This is a genomic window from Amycolatopsis sp. NPDC051903 (assembly GCF_044452505.1).
Taxonomy (GTDB): Bacteria; Actinomycetota; Actinomycetes; order Mycobacteriales; family Pseudonocardiaceae; genus Amycolatopsis.
This window is the reverse complement of record NZ_JBITBT010000006.1, coordinates 252,116-273,181: the sequence shown is the minus strand read 5'-3', so window position 1 is coordinate 273,181 and position 21,066 is coordinate 252,116. Positions and strand designations below refer to the sequence as shown.

25 protein-coding genes are annotated in these 21,066 nt (G+C 71.8%); 7 read left to right on the top strand and 18 right to left on the bottom strand.

What is annotated here, in order from left to right; genetic code table 11:
* Positions 1-29: 29 nt before the first annotated feature.
* From ACIA77_RS17620 to ACIA77_RS17580, 9 genes are all read right to left on the bottom strand, one after another.
* Positions 30-797, bottom strand: a complete 768-nt coding sequence (locus ACIA77_RS17620) for an MBL fold metallo-hydrolase (RefSeq protein ID WP_395886926.1) — start codon at positions 795-797, stop codon at positions 30-32.
* Between the two features lie 24 nt (positions 798-821).
* Positions 822-1,628 carry a glutamate racemase gene (murI, locus tag ACIA77_RS17615; protein ID WP_395886925.1) on the bottom strand — a complete coding sequence of 269 codons (807 nt, stop codon included), beginning with the start codon at positions 1,626-1,628 and terminating at the stop codon, positions 822-824.
* The gene (locus ACIA77_RS17610; protein WP_395887041.1) at positions 1,625-2,272 is read right to left on the bottom strand and encodes a rhomboid family intramembrane serine protease; all 648 of its coding nucleotides are present in this window, start codon (positions 2,270-2,272) and stop codon (positions 1,625-1,627) included. The genes murI and ACIA77_RS17610 overlap by 4 nt, the downstream gene beginning before the upstream one ends.
* A gap of 85 nt (positions 2,273-2,357) precedes the next feature.
* Positions 2,358-2,696, bottom strand: coding sequence for a HEAT repeat domain-containing protein (locus tag ACIA77_RS17605; protein WP_395886924.1), 339 nt, complete (start codon positions 2,694-2,696; stop codon positions 2,358-2,360).
* A 114-nt stretch (positions 2,697-2,810) separates the two neighbouring features.
* Positions 2,811-3,962 (bottom strand): FAD-dependent oxidoreductase, encoded by a 1,152-nt coding sequence (locus ACIA77_RS17600; RefSeq protein WP_395886923.1) that lies wholly within the window; start codon positions 3,960-3,962, stop codon positions 2,811-2,813.
* 121 nt (positions 3,963-4,083) lie between these two features.
* The gene (locus ACIA77_RS17595) at positions 4,084-4,794 is read right to left on the bottom strand and encodes an aspartate/glutamate racemase family protein (protein ID WP_395886922.1); all 711 of its coding nucleotides are present in this window, start codon (positions 4,792-4,794) and stop codon (positions 4,084-4,086) included.
* Positions 4,791-5,741, bottom strand: a complete 951-nt coding sequence (locus ACIA77_RS17590; protein WP_395886921.1) for a PLP-dependent cysteine synthase family protein — start codon at positions 5,739-5,741, stop codon at positions 4,791-4,793. The genes ACIA77_RS17595 and ACIA77_RS17590 overlap by 4 nt, the downstream gene beginning before the upstream one ends.
* Positions 5,742-5,745: 4 nt before the next feature.
* The gene (locus ACIA77_RS17585) at positions 5,746-6,024 is read right to left on the bottom strand and encodes a MoaD/ThiS family protein (RefSeq protein ID WP_395886920.1); all 279 of its coding nucleotides are present in this window, start codon (positions 6,022-6,024) and stop codon (positions 5,746-5,748) included.
* A 74-nt stretch (positions 6,025-6,098) separates the two neighbouring features.
* Positions 6,099-6,506 carry a Mov34/MPN/PAD-1 family protein gene (locus tag ACIA77_RS17580; protein ID WP_395886919.1) on the bottom strand — a complete coding sequence of 136 codons (408 nt, stop codon included), beginning with the start codon at positions 6,504-6,506 and terminating at the stop codon, positions 6,099-6,101.
* A gap of 81 nt (positions 6,507-6,587) precedes the next feature.
* On the opposite strand from ACIA77_RS17580, the gene ACIA77_RS17575 reads away from it, so the two are divergent.
* Positions 6,588-6,968: a hypothetical protein gene (locus ACIA77_RS17575; RefSeq protein ID WP_395886918.1), complete on the top strand. Its 381-nt coding sequence runs from the start codon at positions 6,588-6,590 to the stop codon at positions 6,966-6,968.
* Here the strand turns inward: ACIA77_RS17575 and ACIA77_RS17570 are convergent.
* Genes ACIA77_RS17570 through clpS form a run of 3 tightly spaced genes read right to left on the bottom strand, consistent with a single transcriptional unit; the run spans position 6,965 to position 8,834 of the window.
* Positions 6,965-7,957 carry a P1 family peptidase gene (locus ACIA77_RS17570; protein ID WP_395886917.1) on the bottom strand — a complete coding sequence of 331 codons (993 nt, stop codon included), beginning with the start codon at positions 7,955-7,957 and terminating at the stop codon, positions 6,965-6,967. The genes ACIA77_RS17575 and ACIA77_RS17570 overlap by 4 nt on opposite strands.
* Before the next feature lie 23 nt (positions 7,958-7,980).
* Positions 7,981-8,538, bottom strand: a complete 558-nt coding sequence (locus ACIA77_RS17565) for a DUF2017 domain-containing protein (protein ID WP_395886916.1) — start codon at positions 8,536-8,538, stop codon at positions 7,981-7,983.
* Positions 8,535-8,834 carry an ATP-dependent Clp protease adapter ClpS gene (gene clpS, locus ACIA77_RS17560; protein WP_204093800.1) on the bottom strand — a complete coding sequence of 100 codons (300 nt, stop codon included), beginning with the start codon at positions 8,832-8,834 and terminating at the stop codon, positions 8,535-8,537. Before clpS ends, ACIA77_RS17565 begins: the two co-directional genes overlap by 4 nt.
* Positions 8,835-8,908: 74 nt before the next feature.
* Between clpS and ACIA77_RS17555 the strand changes: the two genes are divergently transcribed.
* Together ACIA77_RS17555 and ACIA77_RS17550 are read left to right on the top strand one after the other, a co-directional pair.
* Complete coding sequence (locus ACIA77_RS17555; protein WP_395886915.1) at positions 8,909-10,216, top strand: nicotinate phosphoribosyltransferase; 1,308 nt, start codon at positions 8,909-8,911, stop codon at positions 10,214-10,216.
* 10 nt (positions 10,217-10,226) lie between these two features.
* On the top strand, positions 10,227-10,802 hold the full coding sequence (locus tag ACIA77_RS17550; RefSeq protein ID WP_395886914.1) for an isochorismatase family protein: 576 nt from the start codon (positions 10,227-10,229) through the stop codon (positions 10,800-10,802).
* An 8-nt stretch (positions 10,803-10,810) separates the two neighbouring features.
* Here ACIA77_RS17550 and ACIA77_RS17545 read toward each other — a convergent pair whose 3' ends face one another.
* Positions 10,811-11,482, bottom strand: coding sequence for a hypothetical protein (locus ACIA77_RS17545; protein WP_395886913.1), 672 nt, complete (start codon positions 11,480-11,482; stop codon positions 10,811-10,813).
* Between the two features lie 177 nt (positions 11,483-11,659).
* On the opposite strand from ACIA77_RS17545, the gene ACIA77_RS17540 reads away from it, so the two are divergent.
* The 3 genes from ACIA77_RS17540 (at position 11,660) to ACIA77_RS17530 (ending at position 14,811) form a co-directional block, all read left to right on the top strand.
* Positions 11,660-12,250, top strand: coding sequence for a biotin transporter BioY (locus ACIA77_RS17540; protein ID WP_395886912.1), 591 nt, complete (start codon positions 11,660-11,662; stop codon positions 12,248-12,250).
* A 91-nt stretch (positions 12,251-12,341) separates the two neighbouring features.
* Entirely contained in the window at positions 12,342-14,393 is a 2,052-nt protein-coding gene (locus tag ACIA77_RS17535) for an ATP-dependent DNA helicase (RefSeq protein ID WP_395886911.1), read from the top strand.
* Between the two features lie 85 nt (positions 14,394-14,478).
* Positions 14,479-14,811 (top strand): hypothetical protein, encoded by a 333-nt coding sequence (locus ACIA77_RS17530; RefSeq protein WP_204093794.1) that lies wholly within the window; start codon positions 14,479-14,481, stop codon positions 14,809-14,811.
* Between the two features lie 47 nt (positions 14,812-14,858).
* Here the strand turns inward: ACIA77_RS17530 and ACIA77_RS17525 are convergent, their stop codons facing one another.
* The 4 genes from ACIA77_RS17525 to ctaD form a co-directional block, all read right to left on the bottom strand.
* The gene (locus ACIA77_RS17525) at positions 14,859-15,263 is read right to left on the bottom strand and encodes an OsmC family protein (protein WP_395886910.1); all 405 of its coding nucleotides are present in this window, start codon (positions 15,261-15,263) and stop codon (positions 14,859-14,861) included.
* 85 nt (positions 15,264-15,348) lie between these two features.
* Complete coding sequence (locus tag ACIA77_RS17520) at positions 15,349-16,113, bottom strand: peptidyl-tRNA hydrolase (protein ID WP_395886909.1); 765 nt, start codon at positions 16,111-16,113, stop codon at positions 15,349-15,351.
* Entirely contained in the window at positions 16,110-17,339 is a 1,230-nt protein-coding gene (gene serB / locus ACIA77_RS17515) for a phosphoserine phosphatase SerB (protein ID WP_395886908.1), read from the bottom strand. The genes ACIA77_RS17520 and serB overlap by 4 nt, the downstream gene beginning before the upstream one ends.
* 201 nt (positions 17,340-17,540) lie before the next feature.
* Positions 17,541-19,313: a cytochrome c oxidase subunit I gene (gene ctaD, locus ACIA77_RS17510; RefSeq protein WP_395886907.1), complete on the bottom strand. Its 1,773-nt coding sequence runs from the start codon at positions 19,311-19,313 to the stop codon at positions 17,541-17,543.
* A gap of 137 nt (positions 19,314-19,450) precedes the next feature.
* Here ctaD and ACIA77_RS17505 point away from each other — a divergent pair, with 137 nt between their 5' ends.
* A complete protein-coding gene (locus ACIA77_RS17505; protein ID WP_395886906.1) occupies positions 19,451-20,284 on the top strand; it encodes a phosphotransferase in 834 nt (277 codons plus the stop codon).
* On the opposite strand, the gene ACIA77_RS17500 is transcribed toward ACIA77_RS17505, so the two are convergent.
* Positions 20,281-21,018 (bottom strand): alpha/beta fold hydrolase, encoded by a 738-nt coding sequence (locus ACIA77_RS17500; RefSeq protein ID WP_395886905.1) that lies wholly within the window; start codon positions 21,016-21,018, stop codon positions 20,281-20,283. The two genes, ACIA77_RS17505 and ACIA77_RS17500, sit on opposite strands and share 4 nt — an antisense overlap.
* Between the last annotated feature and the right edge of the window lie 48 nt (positions 21,019-21,066).

Here is a 21,066-nt window from a genome sequence, read left to right as displayed (position 1 = left end):
TTTAAGGCAGGCCACCGACGGTCCGCCGCTCAGATGTCGTAGACGGCGCCCTGGGTCACGAGCTCGCTGTCCGGGAAGATCGCTTCGGCCTCCGCGAGCACCGCGGCCCGGTCGGTCCACGGCGCGACGTGCGTGAGCAGCAGCCGGCCGACGGCGGCGTCCTTCGCCAGCTCACCGGCCTGTTTCCCGGACAGGTGCACGCCCGGCGGCCGGTCGGCCGCCTCGGTCCAGGACGCTTCGGACAGCAGCACGTCGACGCCGTCGGCCAGCTCCCCCAGCGCCGCGCACGGCCCGGTGTCGCCGGTGTAGGCGAGGATGCTGCCGCCGTAGGAGATCCGCAGGCCGAACGCGGGCGTCGGGTGGTGCACGGCCGCGGCGGTGACCTCGAACGGGCCGATCCGCGTGGTCTCCTCGCGCAGCACGTGGAAGTCGTACACGTCGGACAGGTCCGCGGCGGCGCGCTCGTCGGCGTCGGCGGCGTACGCGTTGGCCAGCCGCGAGGGCGCTTCCGGCGGCGCGTACAGCGGCAGCCGCCGCGGCCGCGCCGGGTACGGCGGCGCCGGGTGGTAGCGGCGCAGGACCGTGAGGGCGTTGACGTCGGCGCAATGGTCGGAGTGCAGGTGCGACAGGACGAGCGCGTCGAGGTCGAACGGGTCGAGCACGGTCTGGAGCTGCGCGAACGCGCCGTTGCCGAGCTCGAGTCCGAGGCGGAAGCCCTCCGCTTCCAGCAGGTACCCGGACGCGGCGGTGTTCGGCCCGGGAACGCTGCCCGAGCAGCCGAGGATCGTCAGTCGCACACCGTCACCCTAACTCCGGCGCTGCTACGCGCTGGTCGGAGCGAGGACACCCGGCGCGAAGCCCATGAACCGCGCCGCGAGCCGCGTGAACGGCTCGGGGGAACCGGTGGCGACGAACTCGTGCTTCGGGGCCTCGTCGCGGTCGGCCAGCAGGTCGAGTTCGGTGAGCACGCGGAAGAGGTCCTTGGCCGTCTCGTCGGCGCTGGAGACGAGCGTGACGTCGTGGCCCATCACGATCTGCAGCACGCCCGAGAGCAACGGGTAGTGCGTGCAGCCGAGCACCAGCGTGTCGACCTGGGCGTCGAGCAGCGGCTGCAGGTAACCCTGGGTGAGACCGAGCACCTGGCGGCCGGACGTGATGCCCCGCTCCACGAAGTCGACGAACCGGGGGCAGGCGACGCTGGTGAGCCGGACGTCGGGGGCCGCGGCGAACGCGTCGTCGTACGCGCGGGAGCGGACCGTGCCCTCCGTGCCGATCACGCCGACGCGGCCGCTGTGCGTCACCGACGCGGCTCGGCGCGCGGCGGGCAGGACGACCTCGATGACCGGGACGTCGTAGCGCTCACGCGCGTCGCGCAGGCAGGCGGCGGACGCGGTGTTGCACGCGATGACCAGTGCTTTCACGCCGCGTTCGACGAGGTCGTCGAGGGCTTCGAGCGCGTACTCGCGGGCCGTGGCGATGGGGAGCGGGCCGTAGGGGTTGTGGGCGGTGTCGCCCACGTAGCGCAGCTGCTCGGCGGGCAGGAGTTCGAGGATCGACCGGGCGACGGTCAGCCCGCCGACGCCGGAATCGAAAACCCCGATGGGCGCGTCGGCGGTCGGGGAACTCACGCCTCGAGGCTACCCGCGAGCTCCTTCTCGGGGCGATCGCCCCGGGACGTGAGCCAGGCCGCGAGGACACCGGCGAGCGCACCGAAGAGGTGGCCCTGCCAGGAGATCCCGGGGTTGCCCGGCAGCAGGCCCCACAGCATGCCGCTCCACACGCCCAGCAGCACGATCGCGACCACGATCTGCCCGAACGCGCGGTTGAAGATGCCACGGACCAGCAGGAACGCGAGCCACCCGAACGCCAGCCCGGACGCGCCGACCGTGTACGTGTTCGACGGCCCGACCAGCCACACCCCCACGCCGGAGACGAGCCAGATGATCGCCGTGACGACCGCCCAGCGCCCGATGCCCGCCGCCATCGCCAGGAACGACAGCACGAGGACCGGCACGGTGTTCGAGAACAGGTGCCCCCAGCCCGCGTGCAGCAACGGCGCCCACAGGATCCCGTCCAGCCCCGAGAGCTGCCTCGACACGATGCCCCCGTGGTCGAGGTCGGCCGGCAGGATCACGTCCACCAGCTCCACCAAGTAGAGCACCAACGTGAACCCCACCGCGACGATCGCCGCCGCCTTCGGATTGGGCGGCAGGATGCGCTTGCGGACGTCGGTGCGCGCCGGCTTGTCGGCCGGCTGGTCCCCGAACGGCAACGGCTGCAGTGGTGGTGTGGTCACGTGCTCCAGGTTACGTCGGTCCGGTACGCGTGACCTCGGGTGAATTCCCTGATGTTCGAGTTCAGGGGCGGTGTCCGGGACTGTTCGCCCGGGCCCGCCACAACGCCGTGCGCGCTTCGCGGGTCCCGAGCCGGCTCAGACCCCGGGCCGCCCGGCTCCGCAGGGCTTCGTCGGGGCTGTCGAGCTGGGTGACGAGGACGGGCAGCGCCTTCGGCGACTCGGCCGCGCCGATGAGTTCCAGGAGCCAGCAGCGCAAGCCCGGGTCCTGCTCGGTTTCGAACTCGGCGAGCAGAGCGTCGACGTGGTCGGCCGCGCGGGCGAGCAGCAGCTGAAAGCCGTCTTCCCGGGACTGCGGGTCGTGGCGCCGCGTCATCCGCATCGCGGCGTCGAAGCTGGACATACCGTGAGGCTAATGCGGTTTCGCCGGTGCGCCTCGCGGTTTTCCGCGCCGGCACGGCGTTCCCCGGCCGAGCGCACGTCGTCGGGCGGTCGGGCGGGGGTGCGTGGACGGGGGTCAGCGGGTGGGTTCCGTGCCGGGGAGCGAGGAGAACGCGGAGATCAGCGCCTGCGCCACCTCGTCGTCGGTCTTGCCGTCGAGGAGGGCGTCGACCTCGTCGCCCTGGGCGGCGATGTCGGTGCTGCGCTTGAACATCGCCGGTTCGAACGCGGTGAGGGCGCCTTCGCCGTCGCCGGGGTGGGCGGCCAGGGCCTGGGCGAGTTCGGCGCCGTCGAGCATGGCGAGGTTGGCGCCTTCGCCGTTGGGGGGCATGACGTGCGCGGCGTCGCCCACGAGGGTCACGCCCGGGACGCGGGCCCAGTGGTGGTCGGCGGGCAGGGTGTAGTGCGGGCGCAGCACGGGGTCGGTGTCGGCGTCGGTGATCAGGGCCGTGAGTTCCGGCGCCCAGCCGGTGAACTCGCGCGCGACGCGGGCGCCGGCCGCCGAGGCGTCGGTGAAGTCGATGGCCTCGAACCACTCCAGCGGCCTGGTGAGCGAAACGTAGGTGTGCACGGTGTCGCCGCTTTCGCGGTGGGCCATGATCGCCTTGCGCGACGCGGGCGCGCCCATCGAACCGCCGCCGACGGCTTTCGCGGTGGCCGGGTGGCGGGTGTCGGCGTCGAACAGGTAGGTCTCGACGAACGCCGCCCCGGCGTACTCGGGCACGGCGGCCGACAGCAGGGGCCGGACGCGCGACCACGTGCCGTCCGCGCCGACCAGCAGGCTCGTGATCACGGCACCGCCGTCGGCGAAGCGGACTTCGTGCCGGCCCTCGCCCAGAGCGCGGACGCCCGTGACCTTGTGTCCCCACCGGACGGTGCCGGCCGGCAGCGAGTCGAGCAGCAGTCGGCGCAGCTCGCCACGTTGCACTTCGGGGCGCCCGCCCGTGCCGTCGTCGGGCTTGTCGAACAGGACGCGCCCGTCGCGGTCGAGGATCCGCATCTGCTGGCGGCCCTCGAGGACGAGGCCGCGGAACTCGGCCATCAGCCCGGCCGCCTCGACGGCGAGCTGCCCGTTGTAGTCGTGGATGTCGAGCATCCCGCCCTGCGCGCGGGCCGTCGGGGACGGCTCGGCTTCGTAGACGGTGGCGGGAATTCCGTGGACGTGCAGGACCCGGGCGAGCGTCAGCCCGCCGAGGCCGGCACCGATGATCGTGACTGGGGTGTGCATGGCGGCTCCTCGCGTTCCGGGGCAGCCCGCTCGGCCGCCCTCGGCACGAAGACTGACAAGATCCGCTGGCACGAGCCGCACACCGCGCTGGCACCCCGCTGGCAAGCCCTGCCAGGGGCTCTCAGGCCGGAGCCGGCGGCAGCTCCCGCAACCCCAGAGCCCAATCCACGGCGGCTTCCGCGTGCAGCCGCGTGGTCGGGAACGCCGGCACCGGGCTGTCGGACCGGTCGACGAGCAGCTCGATCTCCGTGCACCCGTAGATCACGCCCTCGGCGCCGGCCTCGACCAGCCGCGAGATCACGCCCCGGTAAGCCTCCCGCGAGGACAGTCGCACAACCCCTTGCACGAGCTCGTCATATATCACCCGGTGCACCAGCTCCCGGTCCACATCGGATGGCACAACCACCGAAAGCCCGTGCGCCGCAAGGCGTTCCCGGTAGAAGGGCTGGCTCATCGTGAACGCCGTCCCCAGCAACCCCACCCGGGAAACGCCGGCCGCGCGCACCGCCGCGGCCGTCGTGTCCCCCAGGTGCAGGAACGGCACGGCGACCTGCAGCGCCGGCGCGACCTTGTGCATCGTGTTGGTGCACAACACGATCACGTCCGCGCCCGCCGCCTCCAACGCCGAAGCGGCGGCGGACAGCACCTGTCCCGCCGCCGCCCAGTCGCCCGCCGACTGCATGGCCTCGATCTCGGCGAAGTCGACCGAGTACAGCACCACCCGCGCGGAGTGGTACCCGCCCAGCGCGTCCCGCACGCGCGAGTTCACCAAGCGGTAGTACTCGGCCGACGACTCCCAGCTCATGCCGCCCAGGAGGCCGATCGTCTTCACGCCCAGAGCTGCCCGTCGAGCCGTTCGGCGGCTTCGTCGAGGGAGCCCGCGTAGGCGCCCGTCGACAGGTACTTCCAGCCGGCGTCCGCGACGACGAACGCGACGTCCGCGGGCTCGCCGCGAGCGGCCGCCTTCTCCGCGACCGCCAGGGCGGCGTGCAGGACGGCACCGGTGGAGATCCCGGCGAAGATGCCCTCGTGCTCCAGCAGCTCCCGCGTCCGGCGGAGCGCGTCGTAGGCGCCGACGGAGTACCGGCCGTTGAGCACTGTGGGGTCGTACAGCTCCGGCACGAACCCCTCGTCGAGGTTGCGCAGGCCGTAGACCAGCTCGCCGTACCGCGGTTCGGCCGCGATGATCTGCACGTCGGGCTTGGCCTCGTGCAGGTAGCGCCCGACACCGACGAGCGTGCCCGTCGTGCCGAGGCCACCCACGAAATGGGTCACCGTCGGCAGGTCCTTGAGCAGCTCGGGGCCCGTGCCGCGGTAGTGCGCGTCGGCGTTGGCCGGGTTGCCGTACTGGTAGAGCATCACCCAGTCCGGGTTCTGCTCGGCCAGCTCCTTGGCCCGGCGCACGGCCTCGTTCGAGCCGCCCGCCGCCGGCGAGAACACAATCCGCGCGCCGTAGGCCTGCAGCAGCTGCTTGCGCTCGGTGGAGGTGTTCTCCGGCATGACGCACACCAGCCCGTAGCCCTTGAGCTTCGCGGCCATGGCGAGCGAAATGCCGGTGTTGCCCGACGTCGGTTCGAGGATCGTCGAACCCCGGCGCAGCCGTCCTTCGCGCTCCGCGGCCTCGATCATGGCCAGCGCGGGCCGGTCCTTGATCGAGCCCGTGGGGTTGCGGTCCTCGAGCTTCGCCCACAGCCGCACGTCGTGGGTGGGCGAGAGCCGGGGGAGCCCCACGAGCGGGGTGCCGCCGAGCGCTTCGAGCAGGGACTCGTAGCGGGCCATGGGATCAGCGAGCGCCGCCGGCCACGGCGGGCAGGATCGTGAGGGTGTCGCCGTCCTTCACCTCGGCGTCGAGCCCGCCGGCGAAGCGCACGTCCTCGTCGTTGACGTAGACGTTGATGAACCGGTGCAGCTTCTCCTCCTTGACCAGGCGCGACTTGATCCCGGCGTGGCGCGACTCGACGTCGTCGATCACCTCGAGGACGGTCTTTCCCGCCGCCTCGACGGACTTCTCGCCGCCGGTGTGGGTGCGCAGGATGGTCGGGATGGAGACGGTCACGGCCATGGTTTTCTACCTCCGGTGAGTTCCTAGATGCTGACGCACGGGACGCCCCGCGTTATTCCGTGGTTCCTCGAAGCTCAGTCGACGATCTCGACCGGCTCCTCGGTGATCTCGGCGTCCACGATCCGGTACGAGCGGAACTCGTGCGAATCGGGCTCCTTCGTGGAGACGAGCACGTAGTGCGCGTCGGGTTCGGCGGCGATGTTCGCGTCGGTGCGCGACGGGTAGGCCTCCGTCGCGGTGTGCGAGTGGTAGATCACCACGGGCACCTCGTCGCGTGCGTCCATCTCGCGGTAGAGCTTCAGCAGGTCGCCCGAGTCGAATTCGTAGAACGTCGGCGAGCGCGCCGCGTTCAGCATCGGGATGAACCGTTCGGGCACATCAGAACCGGCCCGGCCGGCGATCACCCCGCAGGCCTCGTCGGGGTGGTCACGGCGGGCGTGGGCGACGATCTCGTCGACGAGTTCACGGCGGATCCGGAGCACACGCACATCTTAGGTGGTGGAAAGACCGTGTCCATACTGTGAGACCTTCCGCTCATCCACCCGGTGCGGGACAATCGGGACGTGCCAGTGCCGCCGAAGATCCGCGACCGCTGCCGCCCGTTCCTGGCCGACGGCGACCGGCTCCAGTACGTCTTCGCGGGCAGTTCGCTGTACCTCAACGGCATGGCCGCGCTCCACAGCTTCCTCGTCGCCGTGACCGACCGGCACATCACCGTGCTCGCCTGCGGCCACTTCCGCCGGCTGCGGCCGAAATCCGTGTGGGAACAGCTGCCGCGGAGCACGGAGCTGGGACCGGTGGAGATCCACCCGTCGCTGGGGCCGACGATCTCGTTCGCCGGCGTGGTGCTGGAGATCGCCGACGAGGACGTGGTCACGGTCCGCGCCGCGGACCTCGAACGCCACGGCGCGTGGACCCCGCAGGACCCGCTGCCGGACCTCTAGAACGCCTCGGGCCAGACGTCGCGGTAGGCCACCACCCCGCCGGCAGCGGTCGCCGACAGCAGGCCGTGCAGCATCGCCCGCGCGAACACCCGGGCCGCCGCCGCGCACAACGCGTCGAGCGCCGCCGCGCGCTGCCCGTCGGCGAAGGTCCCCGCCGTGGCGGGCAACTGCTGGGCGCCCGTGGCGAGGGCGAACACCGTGTCGCCGTCGAACATCGTGTGCGCCGGCCGCACGGCTCGCGCGAGGCCGTCCTGCGCGGCCACCGCGAGGCGGCGCGCCTCGGCCTTCGACAGCGCGGCGTCGCAGGCCACGACGCCGATCGTCGTGTTCAGGTCGGTGCGCGCCGGCGGTGCCGCACCCGGCCGGCCGGGCCAGCGGACCCCGAACTCACCGTCGACCTCGTGGTCGGCGGCGAACGGACGGCCGGTCGCGAAGTCCACGGCTTCCCCGCTGGCGTTCACGGCCGCGAGCGCGCCGACGGTCACGTCGCCGACGACCTCGCTCGCCGAGCCGACGCCGCCCTTGAGCGAGCCGACCACGGCACCGCCGCCGGCGCCGACGGTGCCCGACGCGAACGTCGCCGAAGCCGTTTCGCAAGCGGCGTAACCGAAATCGGCGTCGGGCCGGTTGCCCCACGTGCTGCGCGGCAGGTCGAACAACACCGCGGCGGGCACGATCGGCACCACCTGGTGCGGCTGCGGCCCGACGGGGAACCCGAGGTTGCGCTCCGAAAGCCACCGCACCACGCCGTCGGCCGCGGCCAGCCCGTACGCGCTGCCACCGGAGAGGCAGACGGCGTTCACGCGCTGCACCAGGTTCTCCGGCTCCAGCAGGTTCGTCTCGCGCGTGCCGGGCGCGCCGCCACGCTGGTCGACGGCACCGGTCGCGCCGTCCGGCACGAGGACCACGGTGGTGCCGGTCGCCCACCCGTCGCCGAGCCGGTGGTGGTGCCCCACCAGCACGCCGGGCACGTCGGTGATGCCGCTCATCGGTCCCCCCTCGCTCGAGCCGCTTACGCCGTGAGCGCCTGGATCAGCGTCTCCTGCACCCAGGTCAGCCAGTGGTAGACGCCGAGGTGCGGCGCCCGCGGGTCGTCGTCCGGCAGTTCGTCGGGCATGTCCTCGGTGACGTCCAGCGCCGTGCCGAGCGCGAGCCGCACGTCGTTCAGCGCGGCCAGCCACGCGTCGGCCTGCTCGAAGTCCAGCCGCACGTCGCCGCCGTCGCGCGGCAGCGTGTCGAGCACGACCTTCGCGACGCCGACCTTCGTCTCGAGCAGCTCGGGCTCGTGCAGCGAGCGCATCGCCGCCGCGGAGTCGATGTCCTCGCGGCTCGGGTTGTCCGGGTCGAGCTTGTGGAAGTCGGGCAGCAGCCGCGAGAGCACCGGGTCGTCCGGCGACTCCGACGGGCCGGTGCGGATGCCCGTGAGCTCGGCCAGCTCGTCCTGCGGCGCCTCCTCGGCGCGGGCCTGGAACATGTCTTCGAGCTGGCTGACGAGGCCGCGCAGCACGGCGGCCTCCTGCTGCTCGAAGCCGGCGAGGATCACGTCGCCCGTGCGGCGCCACGCCTTCACGAGGGCTGTTCCATCGTCGCCCACAGACCGGCGGCGTGCAGCTTCGCCACGTCCGTCTCCACCTTCTCCTTGCTGCCGGACGACACGATGGCCTTGCCCTTGTGGTGCACGTCGAGCATCAGCTTCGTGGCGTGGTCGCGGCTGTACCCGAACAATTTCTGGAACACGTACGTCACGTACGACATCAAGTTGACCGGATCGTTCCACACGACGGTCCGCCAGGGCTTGTCCACGTCGGCGACCTCTGCCCCGAGTGGATCAACCTGCGTCTGTTCGGATGCGACAGGCGTGGACATGCACCCCATGGTGTCACGGGGGTCACGGGGTACGCCGCGCCAGGTCCGGCCATGTGGGTGAATAGGCTTGCCCCATGGGTGCACCCGAGCCGGTCACCAGCGCCAGCACGGCGCTGCTCACCGACCACTACGAGCTGACCATGCTGGGCAGCGCGCTGGCCGACGGGACCGCCGAGCGGCCGTGCGTGTTCGAGGTCTTCGCGCGGCGCCTGCCCGACGGCCGCCGCTACGGCGTCGTCGCCGGGACCGCGCGCGTGCTCGACGCGATCGCCGACTTCCGGTTCACCGACGCCGAGCTGGCGCTGCTCGAGCAGACCGCGGTCGTCGACGAGCCCACGCTGTCCTGGCTCGCGAACTACGAGTTCTCCGGCGACGTCGACGGCTACCCCGAGGGCGAGCTGTACTTCCCCGGATCGCCGCTGCTCACCGTGAGCGGCACGTTCGCCGAGGCGGTGCTGCTCGAGACGCTGGTGCTGTCGATCCTCAACCACGACAGCGCGATCGCGTCGGCGGCCGCGCGCATGGCCGGCGCGGCGCACGGGCGCCCGATCATCGAGATGGGCGGCCGGCGCACGCACGAGTACGCGGCCGTCGCCGCCGCGCGCGCCGCGTATATCGCGGGCTTCGCCACCACGTCGAACCTCGAGGCCGGGCGCCGCTACGGCATCCCGACCCGCGGCACGGTCGCCCACGCCTTCATGCTGCTGCACGACAGCGAGGAGGCGGCGTTCCGCGCCCAGGTCGACAAGATGGGCGCGGACACGACACTGCTCGTGGACACCTACGACATCACCGCCGGCATCGAGACCGCCGTGCGCGTGGCCGGGCCCGACCTCGGCGCGATCCGCATCGACTCGGGCGACGTCGGCCCGCTCGCCCGCAAAGCGCGTGACCAGCTCGACGCGCTGGGCGCGAAGGACACCCGCATCGTCGTGTCCGGTGACCTCGACGAACACGCCATCGCCGCGTTGCGCGCGGAGCCCGTGGACGCTTACGGTGTGGGCACTTCCGTGGTCACGGGCTCGGGCGCGCCGACCGCCGGCATGGTCTACAAACTGGTCGAGGTCGACGGCAAACCCGTCGCGAAACGCAGTGCCCACAAGGAATCCCGCGGCGGCCGCAAGCACGCGCTGCGCCGCCACCGCCACACCGGCACGGCCGTGGAAGAGGTCGTGTGGACGGCGGCCTCGGGCCGGCCGGCGCCCGAGGAGCACGACCTCGAACTGCAGATCCCCCTGGTGCGCGGCGGCCGCGCGGTGGATGATCTGCCCACGCTGGACGACGCGCGGGCGCGGTTGCGGCGCGCCCAGGTCAGCCTGCCGTGGGAGGGCCTCAAGCTCTCGCACGGCGAGCCCGCGATACCGACGACGTTTCTCGAGTAGGGAGCCGAGCATGGGAACCGCGCTCATCGTGGTGGATGTGCAGAACGACTTCTGCGAAGGGGGCTCGCTGGGCCTGCCCGGCGGGGCGGCGGCCGCGGAGGCGATCTCGCGGCACACGGCCGAAGGGGGCTACGACCACGTGGTCGCCACGCGCGACCACCACATCGATCCGGGCGACCACTTCAGCGACACGCCGGACTTCAACGACAGCTGGCCGCCGCACTGCGTCGCCGGCACGCCGGGCGCGTCGTTCCACCCGTCGCTCGACGTCGTGCCGATCGAGGCGGTCTTCTCGAAGGGCGAGTACACCGCGGCGTACTCGGGCTTCGAGGGCAAGTCGGGTGACGGGCAGTCGCTCGAAGACTGGCTGCGCGCCCGCGACGTGACCGACGTCGAGGTGGTCGGCATCGCCACGGACTTCTGCGTGCGCGCCACGGCCCTCGACGCCGCCAAGGCGGGCTTCTCCGTGAAGGTCCTGCTGGACCTGACCGTGGGCGGCTCGCAGCCGACGGTCGACGCCGCGCTAGAGGACTTCACGAAGGCCGGCGTCACCTACAGCGGCACCGCGGTGGTCCCCGCGTCCTGAGTGGACGGTCAGGTCCGCGGCGGCTTCGGCGCACCGCCCTTGCCGAACGGGTTGCACGCGGCGGTGCCGAGGTAGATGTCGCCGCTCGCGGGGCCGCCCTGCGGGAACAGCTGGATGTGCACGGCGTGCGTGACCAGGCTGCCGTCGGCGGGCTGCGGCGTCACGGTCTCGTTCAGCGTGACCGCGGCCAGCGCCGTGCCCGCTTCGCCGCCGGGGATCGTCACGCGGTAGTTCGCGGGGATCGACGACGGCACGGTGAAGCCCGTGACCGTGCCGATCGAGATCGAACCGGTGGCGCCGTTCTGCGTGGTCGTGCAGCCGGCCGAGTACGTGCGGACCTTGATCGCGGGGCCGCCGTAGCGCTTGAGCACGTCGGCTTCGAAGCGCTGGCCGCCCGCCTGCACCTGCGCGACGGCGTCCTTGCGGCCGCACGTGGTGGCGCCGAGACCGAACTCCGCGACGTCACCCGTCTCGCCGCCCTCGGTGCGGGCGCTGGTGGGGCCGTCGGCGTCACAGCGGGCGAGTTCGCCGGTGACCACGTGCTGGTTGTCGATCAGCACGTCGACGCTGCCCGTGGAACCCCACCCGGTGGACGTCGCGTCCGCGGCGTGGGCCTGAGCCGGGAGCACGGCGGCTCCCAGCACAGCCGTCGCCGCCACCCACCGCACCCGAGCACGCATCACCCGTCTCCCTTCGACCCGTACGTGCATCGTCGGCAGCGGGGCACCCCCGCGAAACGTCACAACCCCTACACCACCCGGACGAGTGGCGTGGTGACCAACGCAACTCGCGGGCGAATCCGGCGGTAACGAGCGTTAACCTCCGGGGACGTCCGTTTTCGTTCGCAGGAGGTCTCCGTGTCGTCGCTGTCCCTCACCGGCCGCCGTCAGGTGCTGGCCGACCTCGTGCCCGGCGCCCTCGCCCGCGACCTCGCGCTGGTCGCCGGCGGCGCCGTGCTCACCGGCGCGGCCGCGCAGCTCGTCATCCCGGTCCCGGGCAGCCCGGTGCCGATGACCGGCCAGACGTTCGCCGCGCTGCTCGTCGGCGCCTCGCTCGGCATGCGCCGCGGTGCCGCTTCGATGCTGCTGTACCTGCTCGTCGGCGCGGCCGGCGTGCCGTGGTTCCAGGGCGCGACGGCGGGCCTGTCGGGTGCGTCCGCCGGCTACATCGTCGGGTTCGTGTTCGCCGGTGCCGTCGTCGGTGCGCTCGCGCGCCGCGGTGGTGACCGCACGCCGCTGCGCACGGTGGGGACCATGGTGCTCGGCAACGTCGTGATCTACGCGTTCGGCGTGCCGTGGCTGATGGCCGCCGCCGGGTTCGACTTCTCGACCGCGTTCGCCAAGGGTGTGGTGCCGTTCCTGCTCGGTGACGCGCTGAAGATCGTTGTCGCGGCGGGTGTCCTGCCGCTCGCCTGGGCCGCCGTGGCCCGCGTGCGCGACGAGGACTGAGCGCTTCCGGGAACCGCGGCGCTCCGGCGCGAACGGCCCGTTCGCGCCGGAGCGCCGATCCTGTCGGTCCCGCGGGCTATCGTGTGTCGCTGTGCCCGCCCGAACAGATTTCCCCGGTGTCCTCGAACTCCTCACCCACGCAGTGGAGTCCGTCGGCGGAGCCGAGCGGCCAGGACAGGTGAAGATGGCCGACGCAGTCGGCCACGCGATCCGCACCGGTGAACACCTCGCCGTCCAGGCGGGCACGGGCACCGGGAAGTCGCTGGCGTACCTGGTGCCGGCGATCCGCTACGCGGTGGAGAAGGAAGCCACCGTCGTCGTCTCCACGGCCACCATCGCGCTGCAGCGGCAATTGGTCGACCGCGACCTGCCGCGCCTGGCGAAGGCGCTGAAGAAGCCGCTGGGGCGTGAACCGACCTTCGCGATCCTCAAGGGCCGGCGCAACTACCTGTGCCTGCACCGGCTCGACACGGGCGCGCCCGAGGAGCCGGAAGACGCGCAGCTGTTCGACCCGTTCGCCGTTTCCCGGCTGGGCAAGGAGGTCACGCGGCTGCGCGAGTGGTCGTCGGACACCGAGACCGGCGACCGCGACGAGCTCGTGCCCGGCGTGTCCGACCAGGCGTGGCGGCAGGTTTCCGTCACCGCCCGGGAATGCCTCGGCGCGTCGCGCTGCCCGATCGGCACCGACTGCTTCGCCGAACGCGCGCGGGCTGAGGCCGGGCGCGCCGACGTGGTCGTGACCAACCACGCGCTGCTGGCCATCGACGCGCTGCAGGGCTACCAGGTGCTGCCCGACCACGACCTCGTGATCATCGACGAGGCCCACGACCTGGTCGACCGCGTCACGTCCGTCGCCACGGGCGAGCTGACCAGCGCGATGGTGTCGGCGGCCGCGCGCCGTTGCGGCCGGCTGATCGACGCCGACCAGGCCGACCGCCTGATGGAGGCGAGCGACGGCCTGGCCCTGATCCTCGACGACCTGCCCGCCGGGCGCCTGGACGAGCTGCCGCAGCCGCTCAAGGGCGCCGTCCCGGCCGTGCGCGACGCCGCGAAGGCCTGCCTCACGGCGCTGGGTTCGGACCGCAAGGAGGACGTCGACGAGGCCACCGCGCGCAAATTGGCGCGGTCACTGCTCGAAGAGGTGCACGACAACGCGGCGCGGCTGCTCGACGCGTACGACGACGACGTGGCGCACCAGCGCGACGTGGTGTGGCTGACCGGCGACCGCTACTCGGCCAACCCGCGGCCGCCCGCACTGAAGGTCGCCCCGCTGGGTGTCGCGGGCCTGCTGCGCGAGCGCGTGTTCAACCTGCACACCACCGTGCTCACGTCGGCGACGCTGACGCTGGGCGGCGAGTTCGACACGATGGCGCGGCAGTGGGGCCTGCCGCCGGGCCAGGCGCGCGTGCGGAAGTCGCCCGGCACGGCCACGGACAAGGAAGCCCCGTCCGACGAGGACAAGGGACCGAAGTGGACGGGGCTCGACGTCGGGTCGCCGTTCGACCACGCGCGCAACGGCATCCTGTACGTGGCCAAGCACCTGCCGCCGCCGGGCCGCGACGGGCCGGCGACGTCCACAATGGACGAGCTGGCCGAGCTGGTCGAGTCCGCGGGCGGGCGCACGCTGGGGCTGTTCTCCTCGATGCGCGCGGCGAAGCAGGCCGCGGAGGAGATGCGCGAGCGGCTCGACTTCCCGATCCTGTGCCAGGGCGACGACTCGATGCCCACGCTGGTGCGGCAGTTCAGCGACGAGCCGCGCACGTGCCTGTTCGGCACGCTCACGTTGTGGCAGGGCGTCGACGTGCCGGGGCCCTCGCTGCAGCTCGTGGTGGTGGACCGCATCCCGTTCCCGCGCCCCGACGATCCGGTGCTGTCCGCCCGGCAGCGCGCCGTGGAAGCCCGTGGTGGCAACGGGTTCCTCACTGTCGCGGCAACGCACGCGGCACTGCTGCTCGCCCAGGGCACGGGCCGGCTGCACCGCTCGATCACCGACCGCGGAGTGGTCGCGGTACTGGATTCGCGCCTCGCCACCGCGCGCTACGGCGGTTTCCTGCGCGCTTCGCTGCCGCCGCTGTGGCCCACCACGGATCCCCAGGTCGCCCGCGATGCGCTGAAGCGCCTCGACTCGGCTGCTCCGGTGTGACCGACTCGCCGGGCCGCGCCCGCGTGACGGCGGGCACAACGGGGGCAGGTACGGTGGGGTGAACGAACACGACAGGGAGCACCGGTTGACCCAGGATCCGTCCAGCGCACGATCCCGGACCGTCAGTGTCGACGACACCGGGGTGCGGCGCCGTCTCGCCGACGGCAGCGAAGAAGCCGTCACGTGGACGGAGCTGCAGTCCGTGATGGTCAGAGTCATCCCCGACGGGCCCTGGAACGAGGACGTCTTCTTCATGCTCGTCGGTTCCGACGGCACCGGCACGGCCGTGCCCAGCGGTGATCCCGCCGCCGACGCCCTGATAGAGCGTCTCCAGGCCTTGCCGGGCTTCGACAACGACAAGTTCATCGAAGCCATGACGACGGACGCCGACCAGGCGTACGTCGTCTGGCAGAGCTGAGCCACCCGGGCGTTCGCGCGGGTGGCTCAGTGCCTCGAGCCGGCCGATCAGTCGGTCGGGAAGGTCTCCGTCACGGGGATGCCCTTCTTGAGCGTCCGGCTGACCGTGCACAAGCGGTCGATCGCGCGATCCACCGCCGTCGCCAGGGCTTCCCGCTGCTCCGCGTCCAGAGTCGACACATCGACGTCGAAGGCGACGTGCACGGCGTCCAGCTCCGACGCTCCCTCGCGGCGGTCGGCGGTCACGGAGACGCTGAACTTCGCATCGTCGCCGATGCGGCGGGTGATCAGGTGTTCCGCGGTGACCGCGGAACACCCGGCGGCCGCGATCTGCAGCAGTTCGGCCGGGGAGAACGCTCCCTCGGCGCCCTTGCGGCCGATGCGCACCTCGGCACCGCGCTCGTTGCGCCCGACGAAATCGTGTTCGCCTTCGCGCTGCACTTCCAGGGTCATCGCCCGCTCCTCCCGACGTTGTCACCGATCAAAACCACCCGCGCCACACCGGTGTTCCGGGAAGCGACGCACGGCACTGGAACGATCAGGCCGGGTACTGCGCCAGCACCGTGATCGTGCCCGGGTCGACCTCGGTGAAGCCCGCGTCGCGGACGGCGATCACGCGGTCCTCGCGCCAGCCGGCCTCGGGGTCGTCCACCGGGCACAGTTCCTTCCAGCGCGCGGGTGAGGGCGTGCGCACCGCGACGCGGTAGTCGTGCGCGGCCCACGCGGCCAGCTCGGCGTCCGACAGCAACGAGGCCAGGATCATCGTCGCGTGCCCGACCTGCGCGGAAGCCTTGCCGACGGTCATCGGCACCTCGGGGTTGAGCAGCAGCAACGGCACGCCTTCGGGCGCCGCGCCTGGAGTGTCGGGCGGCAGCTCGCTGCCGGAGATCTGCAGGCGTGACACCTCCTTCGGCGTCTCGCCGACCAACCCGGGCACGAGCGCCCGCGCCTCGGCGCCCTCGACGGACACGGTGATGCCCGGCAGGTCCTGCACGGCCTGCCAGTGCGTGCCGCGAGCCCGGCGCGCGACCTTGCGGATGCGGTTGTCCAGCCACGCGTGCATCGGCTCGGCCCACTCGCCGCCGGGCTCGGAGCATTCGTCGAGGCACACGGCCAGCGCCGCAGCGGCCGCCGCCTCGAGCAGGGGCGTGCGGCCGGGCGGCTCGGCGCGTTCGATGCGCAGGATGATCGGCATCGCGCGCACCTGCTCGGGGTCCTCGTCCGAGGTGTCGGACGTCGCCGCGGCGGGCAACCCCAGCCAATACGCGTAGCGGCTGCCCAGCGGTTCCAGGACGCGGTTCACGGCCGGACCAGTGCCATTCCGTCGGCCGCGTCGGCGGCCTCCACCTCGGCGCGCGTGACGCCCAGGACGAACAGCACCGCGTCGAGGTACGGGTGCGACAGCGCGGTGTCCGCGACCTCGCGCAGCGCCGGCTTCGCGTTGAACGCCACGCCCATGCCGGCCGCCGACAGCATGTCGATGTCGTTGGCCCCGTCGCCGACGGCGACGCACTGCCCCAGCGGGATGCCGTAGTCGTCGGCGAACCGGCGCAGCGCCTTGGCCTTGCCCGCGCGGTCGACGACCTCGCCGACGACGCGGCCGGTCAGCTTGCCGTCGACGACCTCCAGCTCGTTGGCCGCCGCGAAGTCGAGGCCGAGGTCGTCCACGAGGCTCCGGATGACCCGCGTGAACCCGCCCGAGACCACTCCGCAGCGGAAGCCGAGGCGCTTGAGCGTGCGGACGGTCGTGCGCGCGCCGGGCGTGAGCTCCAGCGTCGCCGCGACCTCGTCGAGCACGCTCTCGGGCAGGCCGGCCAGCAGGGAGACGCGCCGTTCGAGCGACTCGGTGAAGTTCAGCTCGCCGCGCATCGCGGCCTCGGTGATCTCGCGGACCTGCTGTTCGACGCCCGCGTGGGCCCCGAGCATTTCGATGACCTCGCCCTGCACCAGCGTGGAGTCGACGTCGAACACCACCAGCCGCTTCGCCTTCCGGCTGATGCCGGCGCGCTCCACAGCGACGTCCACCCCGGCGGTCGACGCCGCGTCGGCCAGCACCGAGCGCAGCTCCGCGTCGGCGGCCTCGGTGTCCTCGCGGACGGAGACGTACAGCTCCAGCCCGGTCACCGGGTAGTCGGCGACGCTGCGGATCGAGTCGATGTTCGCCCCGAGCCCCGCCAGCCGCGTCGCGACCTCGGAAAACGCCCGCGCCGTGACCGGGCGCCCCAGCATCACCAGCACGTGGGACGAATCCCGCCGCCCGAGCGCGAACGGATCGGCGCCGATCTCGTCGCCGATCTTCACCTCCACCTGCATGCCGACGGTCGCCATCGCCTGCTCCACGTACTCCTGCAGGCCTTCCGGGTCGCGGTAGACGCCGGCGAGCACGCCCAGCACGAGCTGTCCCCGGATCACGACCTGCTCGACGTCCAGCACGTCGACGTCGTGGCGCGTCAGCACCGCGAACAGCACGGACGACACGCCCGGCTTGTCGGGACCGGTCGTGGTGATCAGGACTGGCGTCTGGGTCACTGGGCTCCATCCCTCGTTCAACGCTGTGCGAGCAGGACCAGTCTGGCCTCCCGCGGCGAGCGCCAGAAGGGCGCGTGCCCGGCTTCACACAACCCGGGCCCGAACGAGGGACGCCCCGTCCGGCTAACCGCGGGGTACCAAAAAGGCGCGTGCCCGGCTTCAGACGAGCCGGGCACGCGCCCCTGGTGGTTCACGCCGGGCTTACTGCTCGCCCGAGTTGTCCTTGCTGTGATCGCCCGGCATGGTGGCGTCGACGAGTTTCTGCGACGGCGCCGCGACGTGGCGCGGCTTGCCGAAGAAGCCGATCTCGCCTTCGGCGTGCATGCGTTCCACCATGTGCGGGTAGTGCAGCTCGAACGCGGGGCGTTCGGAGCGGATGCGGGGCAGTTCGGTGAAGTTGTGTCGCGGCGGGGGGCAGGAGGTGGCCCACTCGAGGGAGTTGCCGTAGCCCCAGGGGTCGTCGACGGTGACGATTTCGCCGTAGCGGTAGCTCTTGAACACGTTCCAGATGAACGGCAGCGTGGAGGCGCCCAGGATGTAGGCGCCGATCGTGGAGATCGTGTTCAGCGTGGTGAACCCGTCGGAGGCCAGGTAGTCCGCGTAGCGGCGCGGCATGCCCTCGGCGCCGAGCCAGTGCTGCACCAGGAACGTGCCGTGGAAGCCGATGAACGTCGTCCAGAAGTGCCACTTGCCGAGCTTCTCGTCCATCATCCGGCCGGTGATCTTCGGGAACCAGAAGTAGATGCCGGCGAAGGTCGCGAACACGATCGTGCCGTAGAGCACGTAGTGGAAGTGCGCCACCACGAAGTAGCTGTCCGACACGTGGAAGTCGATCGCCGGGGCGGCCAGCAGAATGCCGGTCAGGCCACCGAAGAGGAACGTGACGATGAAGCCCATCGAGAAGATCATCGGCGTCTCGAAGGACAACTGGCCCTTCCACATCGTGCCGATCCAGTTGAAGAACTTCACGCCGGTCGGAACCGCGATCAGGAAGGTCATGAAGGAGAAGAACGGCAGCAGCACGGCACCGGTGGCGTACATGTGGTGCGCCCACACCGCCACGGACAGGGCCGCGATCGCCAGCGTCGCGAAGACCAGGCCCTTGTACCCGAACACCGGCTTGCGGCTGAACACCGGGAAGATCTCCGACACGATCCCGAAGAACGGTAGCGCGACGATGTACACCTCGGGGTGCCCGAAGAACCAGAACAGGTGCTGCCACAGGATCACCCCGCCGTTGGCCGGGTCGAACACGTGCGCACCGAGGTGCCGGTCGGCCAGCAGGCCCATCAGGGCCGCGGTCAGGATCGGGAACGCGAGCAGGATCAGGATGCTCGTGACCAGGATGTTCCAGGTGAAGATGGGCATCCGGTACATCGTCATGCCCGGCGCGCGCAGGCAGACCACGGTGGTGACCATGTTGACCGCACCGAGGATCGTGCCCAGACCGGAGACGACCAGGCCGGAGATCCAGAGGTCGGCGCCGACGCCCGGCGAGTGGATCGCGTCCGACAGCGGGGTGTAGGCGAACCAGCCGAAGTCGGCGGCGCCACCCGGCGTCAGGAATCCGGAGAGGACGATCAGCCCACCGAAGAGGTAGAGCCAGTACGAGAACGCGTTCAGCCGCGGGAACGCGACGTCGGGCGAACCGATCTGCAGCGGCAGCACGAAGTTCGCGAACCCGAAGAGGATCGGCGTCGCGTACAGCAGCAGCATGATCGTGCCGTGCATCGTGAACAGCTGGTTGTACTGCTCCTGCGACAAGAATTGCTGGCCCGGCCGGGCCAGCTCCGTGCGGATCAGCATCGCCATCGCGCCGCCCGCCATGAAGAAGGCGAACGACGTGACCAGGTACATGATGCCGATCTGCTTGTGGTCCGTCGTGCGGAACAACCGCAGCAGGTACGAACCCTTTACCGACTCGCGCGCGGGATACGGGCGCGTTGCGATCGGCTTGGGGGCTACGGCCGTCACTCCTGCCTCCAACACTCAAACCTTGTGGTGGTCATCGTCCGAGTCGCCGGAGTCGGCACGAGGCCTGATCCGGCGGCTAGAAGGGATCGTAGCCCTCGCTACCCACCGTCGCTCGCACCGGCTGGTTAGATCGGCGCATGGCCGACCCGTACACGGCTTCCGCGCTCGAAGCGGCACTCGCCGTCGCCCGGCGGCACGGGCTCGGCACCCGGGCGCCCGAGGTGCTCCACGAACGCTCGAACGTGCTGGTGAGGCTGGGTTCCGTCGTCGCGCGGGTGCCCGGCACGACGCTCCTGCTGCGCCCCGACGCGACGGCCTGGCTGGCGCGCGACGTCGCCCTCTCGCGCCACCTCACGGAGAGTGGTGTGCGCGTCGTCTCACCGACCGCGGATCCCCCGGCCGGACCGCATTTCGCGCACGGCCTGCCGGTCACGCTCTGGCACTGGACGCCGCACGATCCGGACCATCGGCACACGCCGGGCGAGGTCGCGGCTTCCCTCGCCGAAGTCCACGCCGCACTGCGTGCCTATCCGGGTGAACTTCCCGCGCGCGGGCCCGTCGACGAGATCCTGGACGCGCTCGAGCGCCACGGCGCCACGATGGACGGCGCGGCTCCGCGGATCCGCGACGAAGCATTGCGGCTCGCGGAGGAACTGCCCTCCGACGACGTCCAGCCCCTGCACGGCGACGCGCACCCCGGCAACGTCATCGCGACCGCCGCGGGCCCGTGCTGGCTCGACTTCGAGGACACCTGGCGCGGCCCGCTCGCGTGGGACCTCGCGATCCTCGCGAAGCAGGGCGGGCCCGAGTTCCTAGCGGCTTACCCGGGCGAAGCGGACCCCGCGGCGCTCGCCGTGTGCACGCGGTTGCGCGAGCTGTTCGTGGTGGTGTGGCGGTTCCTGATCGCCGTGCGGTTCCCGCACCGGCTGGGCGAGGCGCAGGCCGCGCTGGCGGAGCACTTCCCCGGCTAGGCGGACCAGCCGAGGATCGCCTCGACGACACCCGCGGGGTCCTCCAGCGGCGTCAGGTGCCCGGCGCCGGGCAGGACGACGAGCGTCGCGTCGTCGACGGCGTCGACCATCGCGTTCGCCGCCTCGACCGGCGTGATCGCGTCTTCCTCGCCGACGATCACGAGCGCGGGGATTTCGGCACGGCGCAGCACGTCGAGCGAGTCGGGCCGGGTGCGCATCGCGCGCGCCGCCCACGCGACACCGGCGGGCGGCTGCTCGTCGATGAGGCCGCGGACGCGGTCGGCGACCTCGGCGGGCGCGTCCTTCGCCAGGAGGTTCGGCAGGTTCGCGTCGGCCAGCCAGCCCTTGACGCCCTCGGTTTCGGCGCGTTCGGCGACCTTGAGCCGGTTCTCCGCGGCTTCGGGGGTGTCGGCGGTGGCCTTGGTGTCGATGAGCACCAGGCCCGCGACGCGGTCGGGAGCGTGGCGCAGCACGGCCAGCGCGAGGTACCCGCCCATCGAACAGCCGCCGAGCACCACCTCGTCCAGCTCCAGCCGGTCGAGCAGCGCGATGACGTCCCGCGCCGCGTCGTCGAGGCTCGGCTCGCGGTCCGTCTCCGGCAGCGGGCTGCGGCCCAAACCGCGCTGGTCGGGGGTGATGACCCGCAGGCGCTCGGCCAGCGGCGCGCGGACCGGGTCCCACATGCGGGCGTCGAGGGGGAAGGCGTGCAGCAGCACGAGCGGCAGTTCGGTCATGGCGCTGATTGTGGCGGAAATCCTGTCGGACCCCGCCGCTACCGTCGG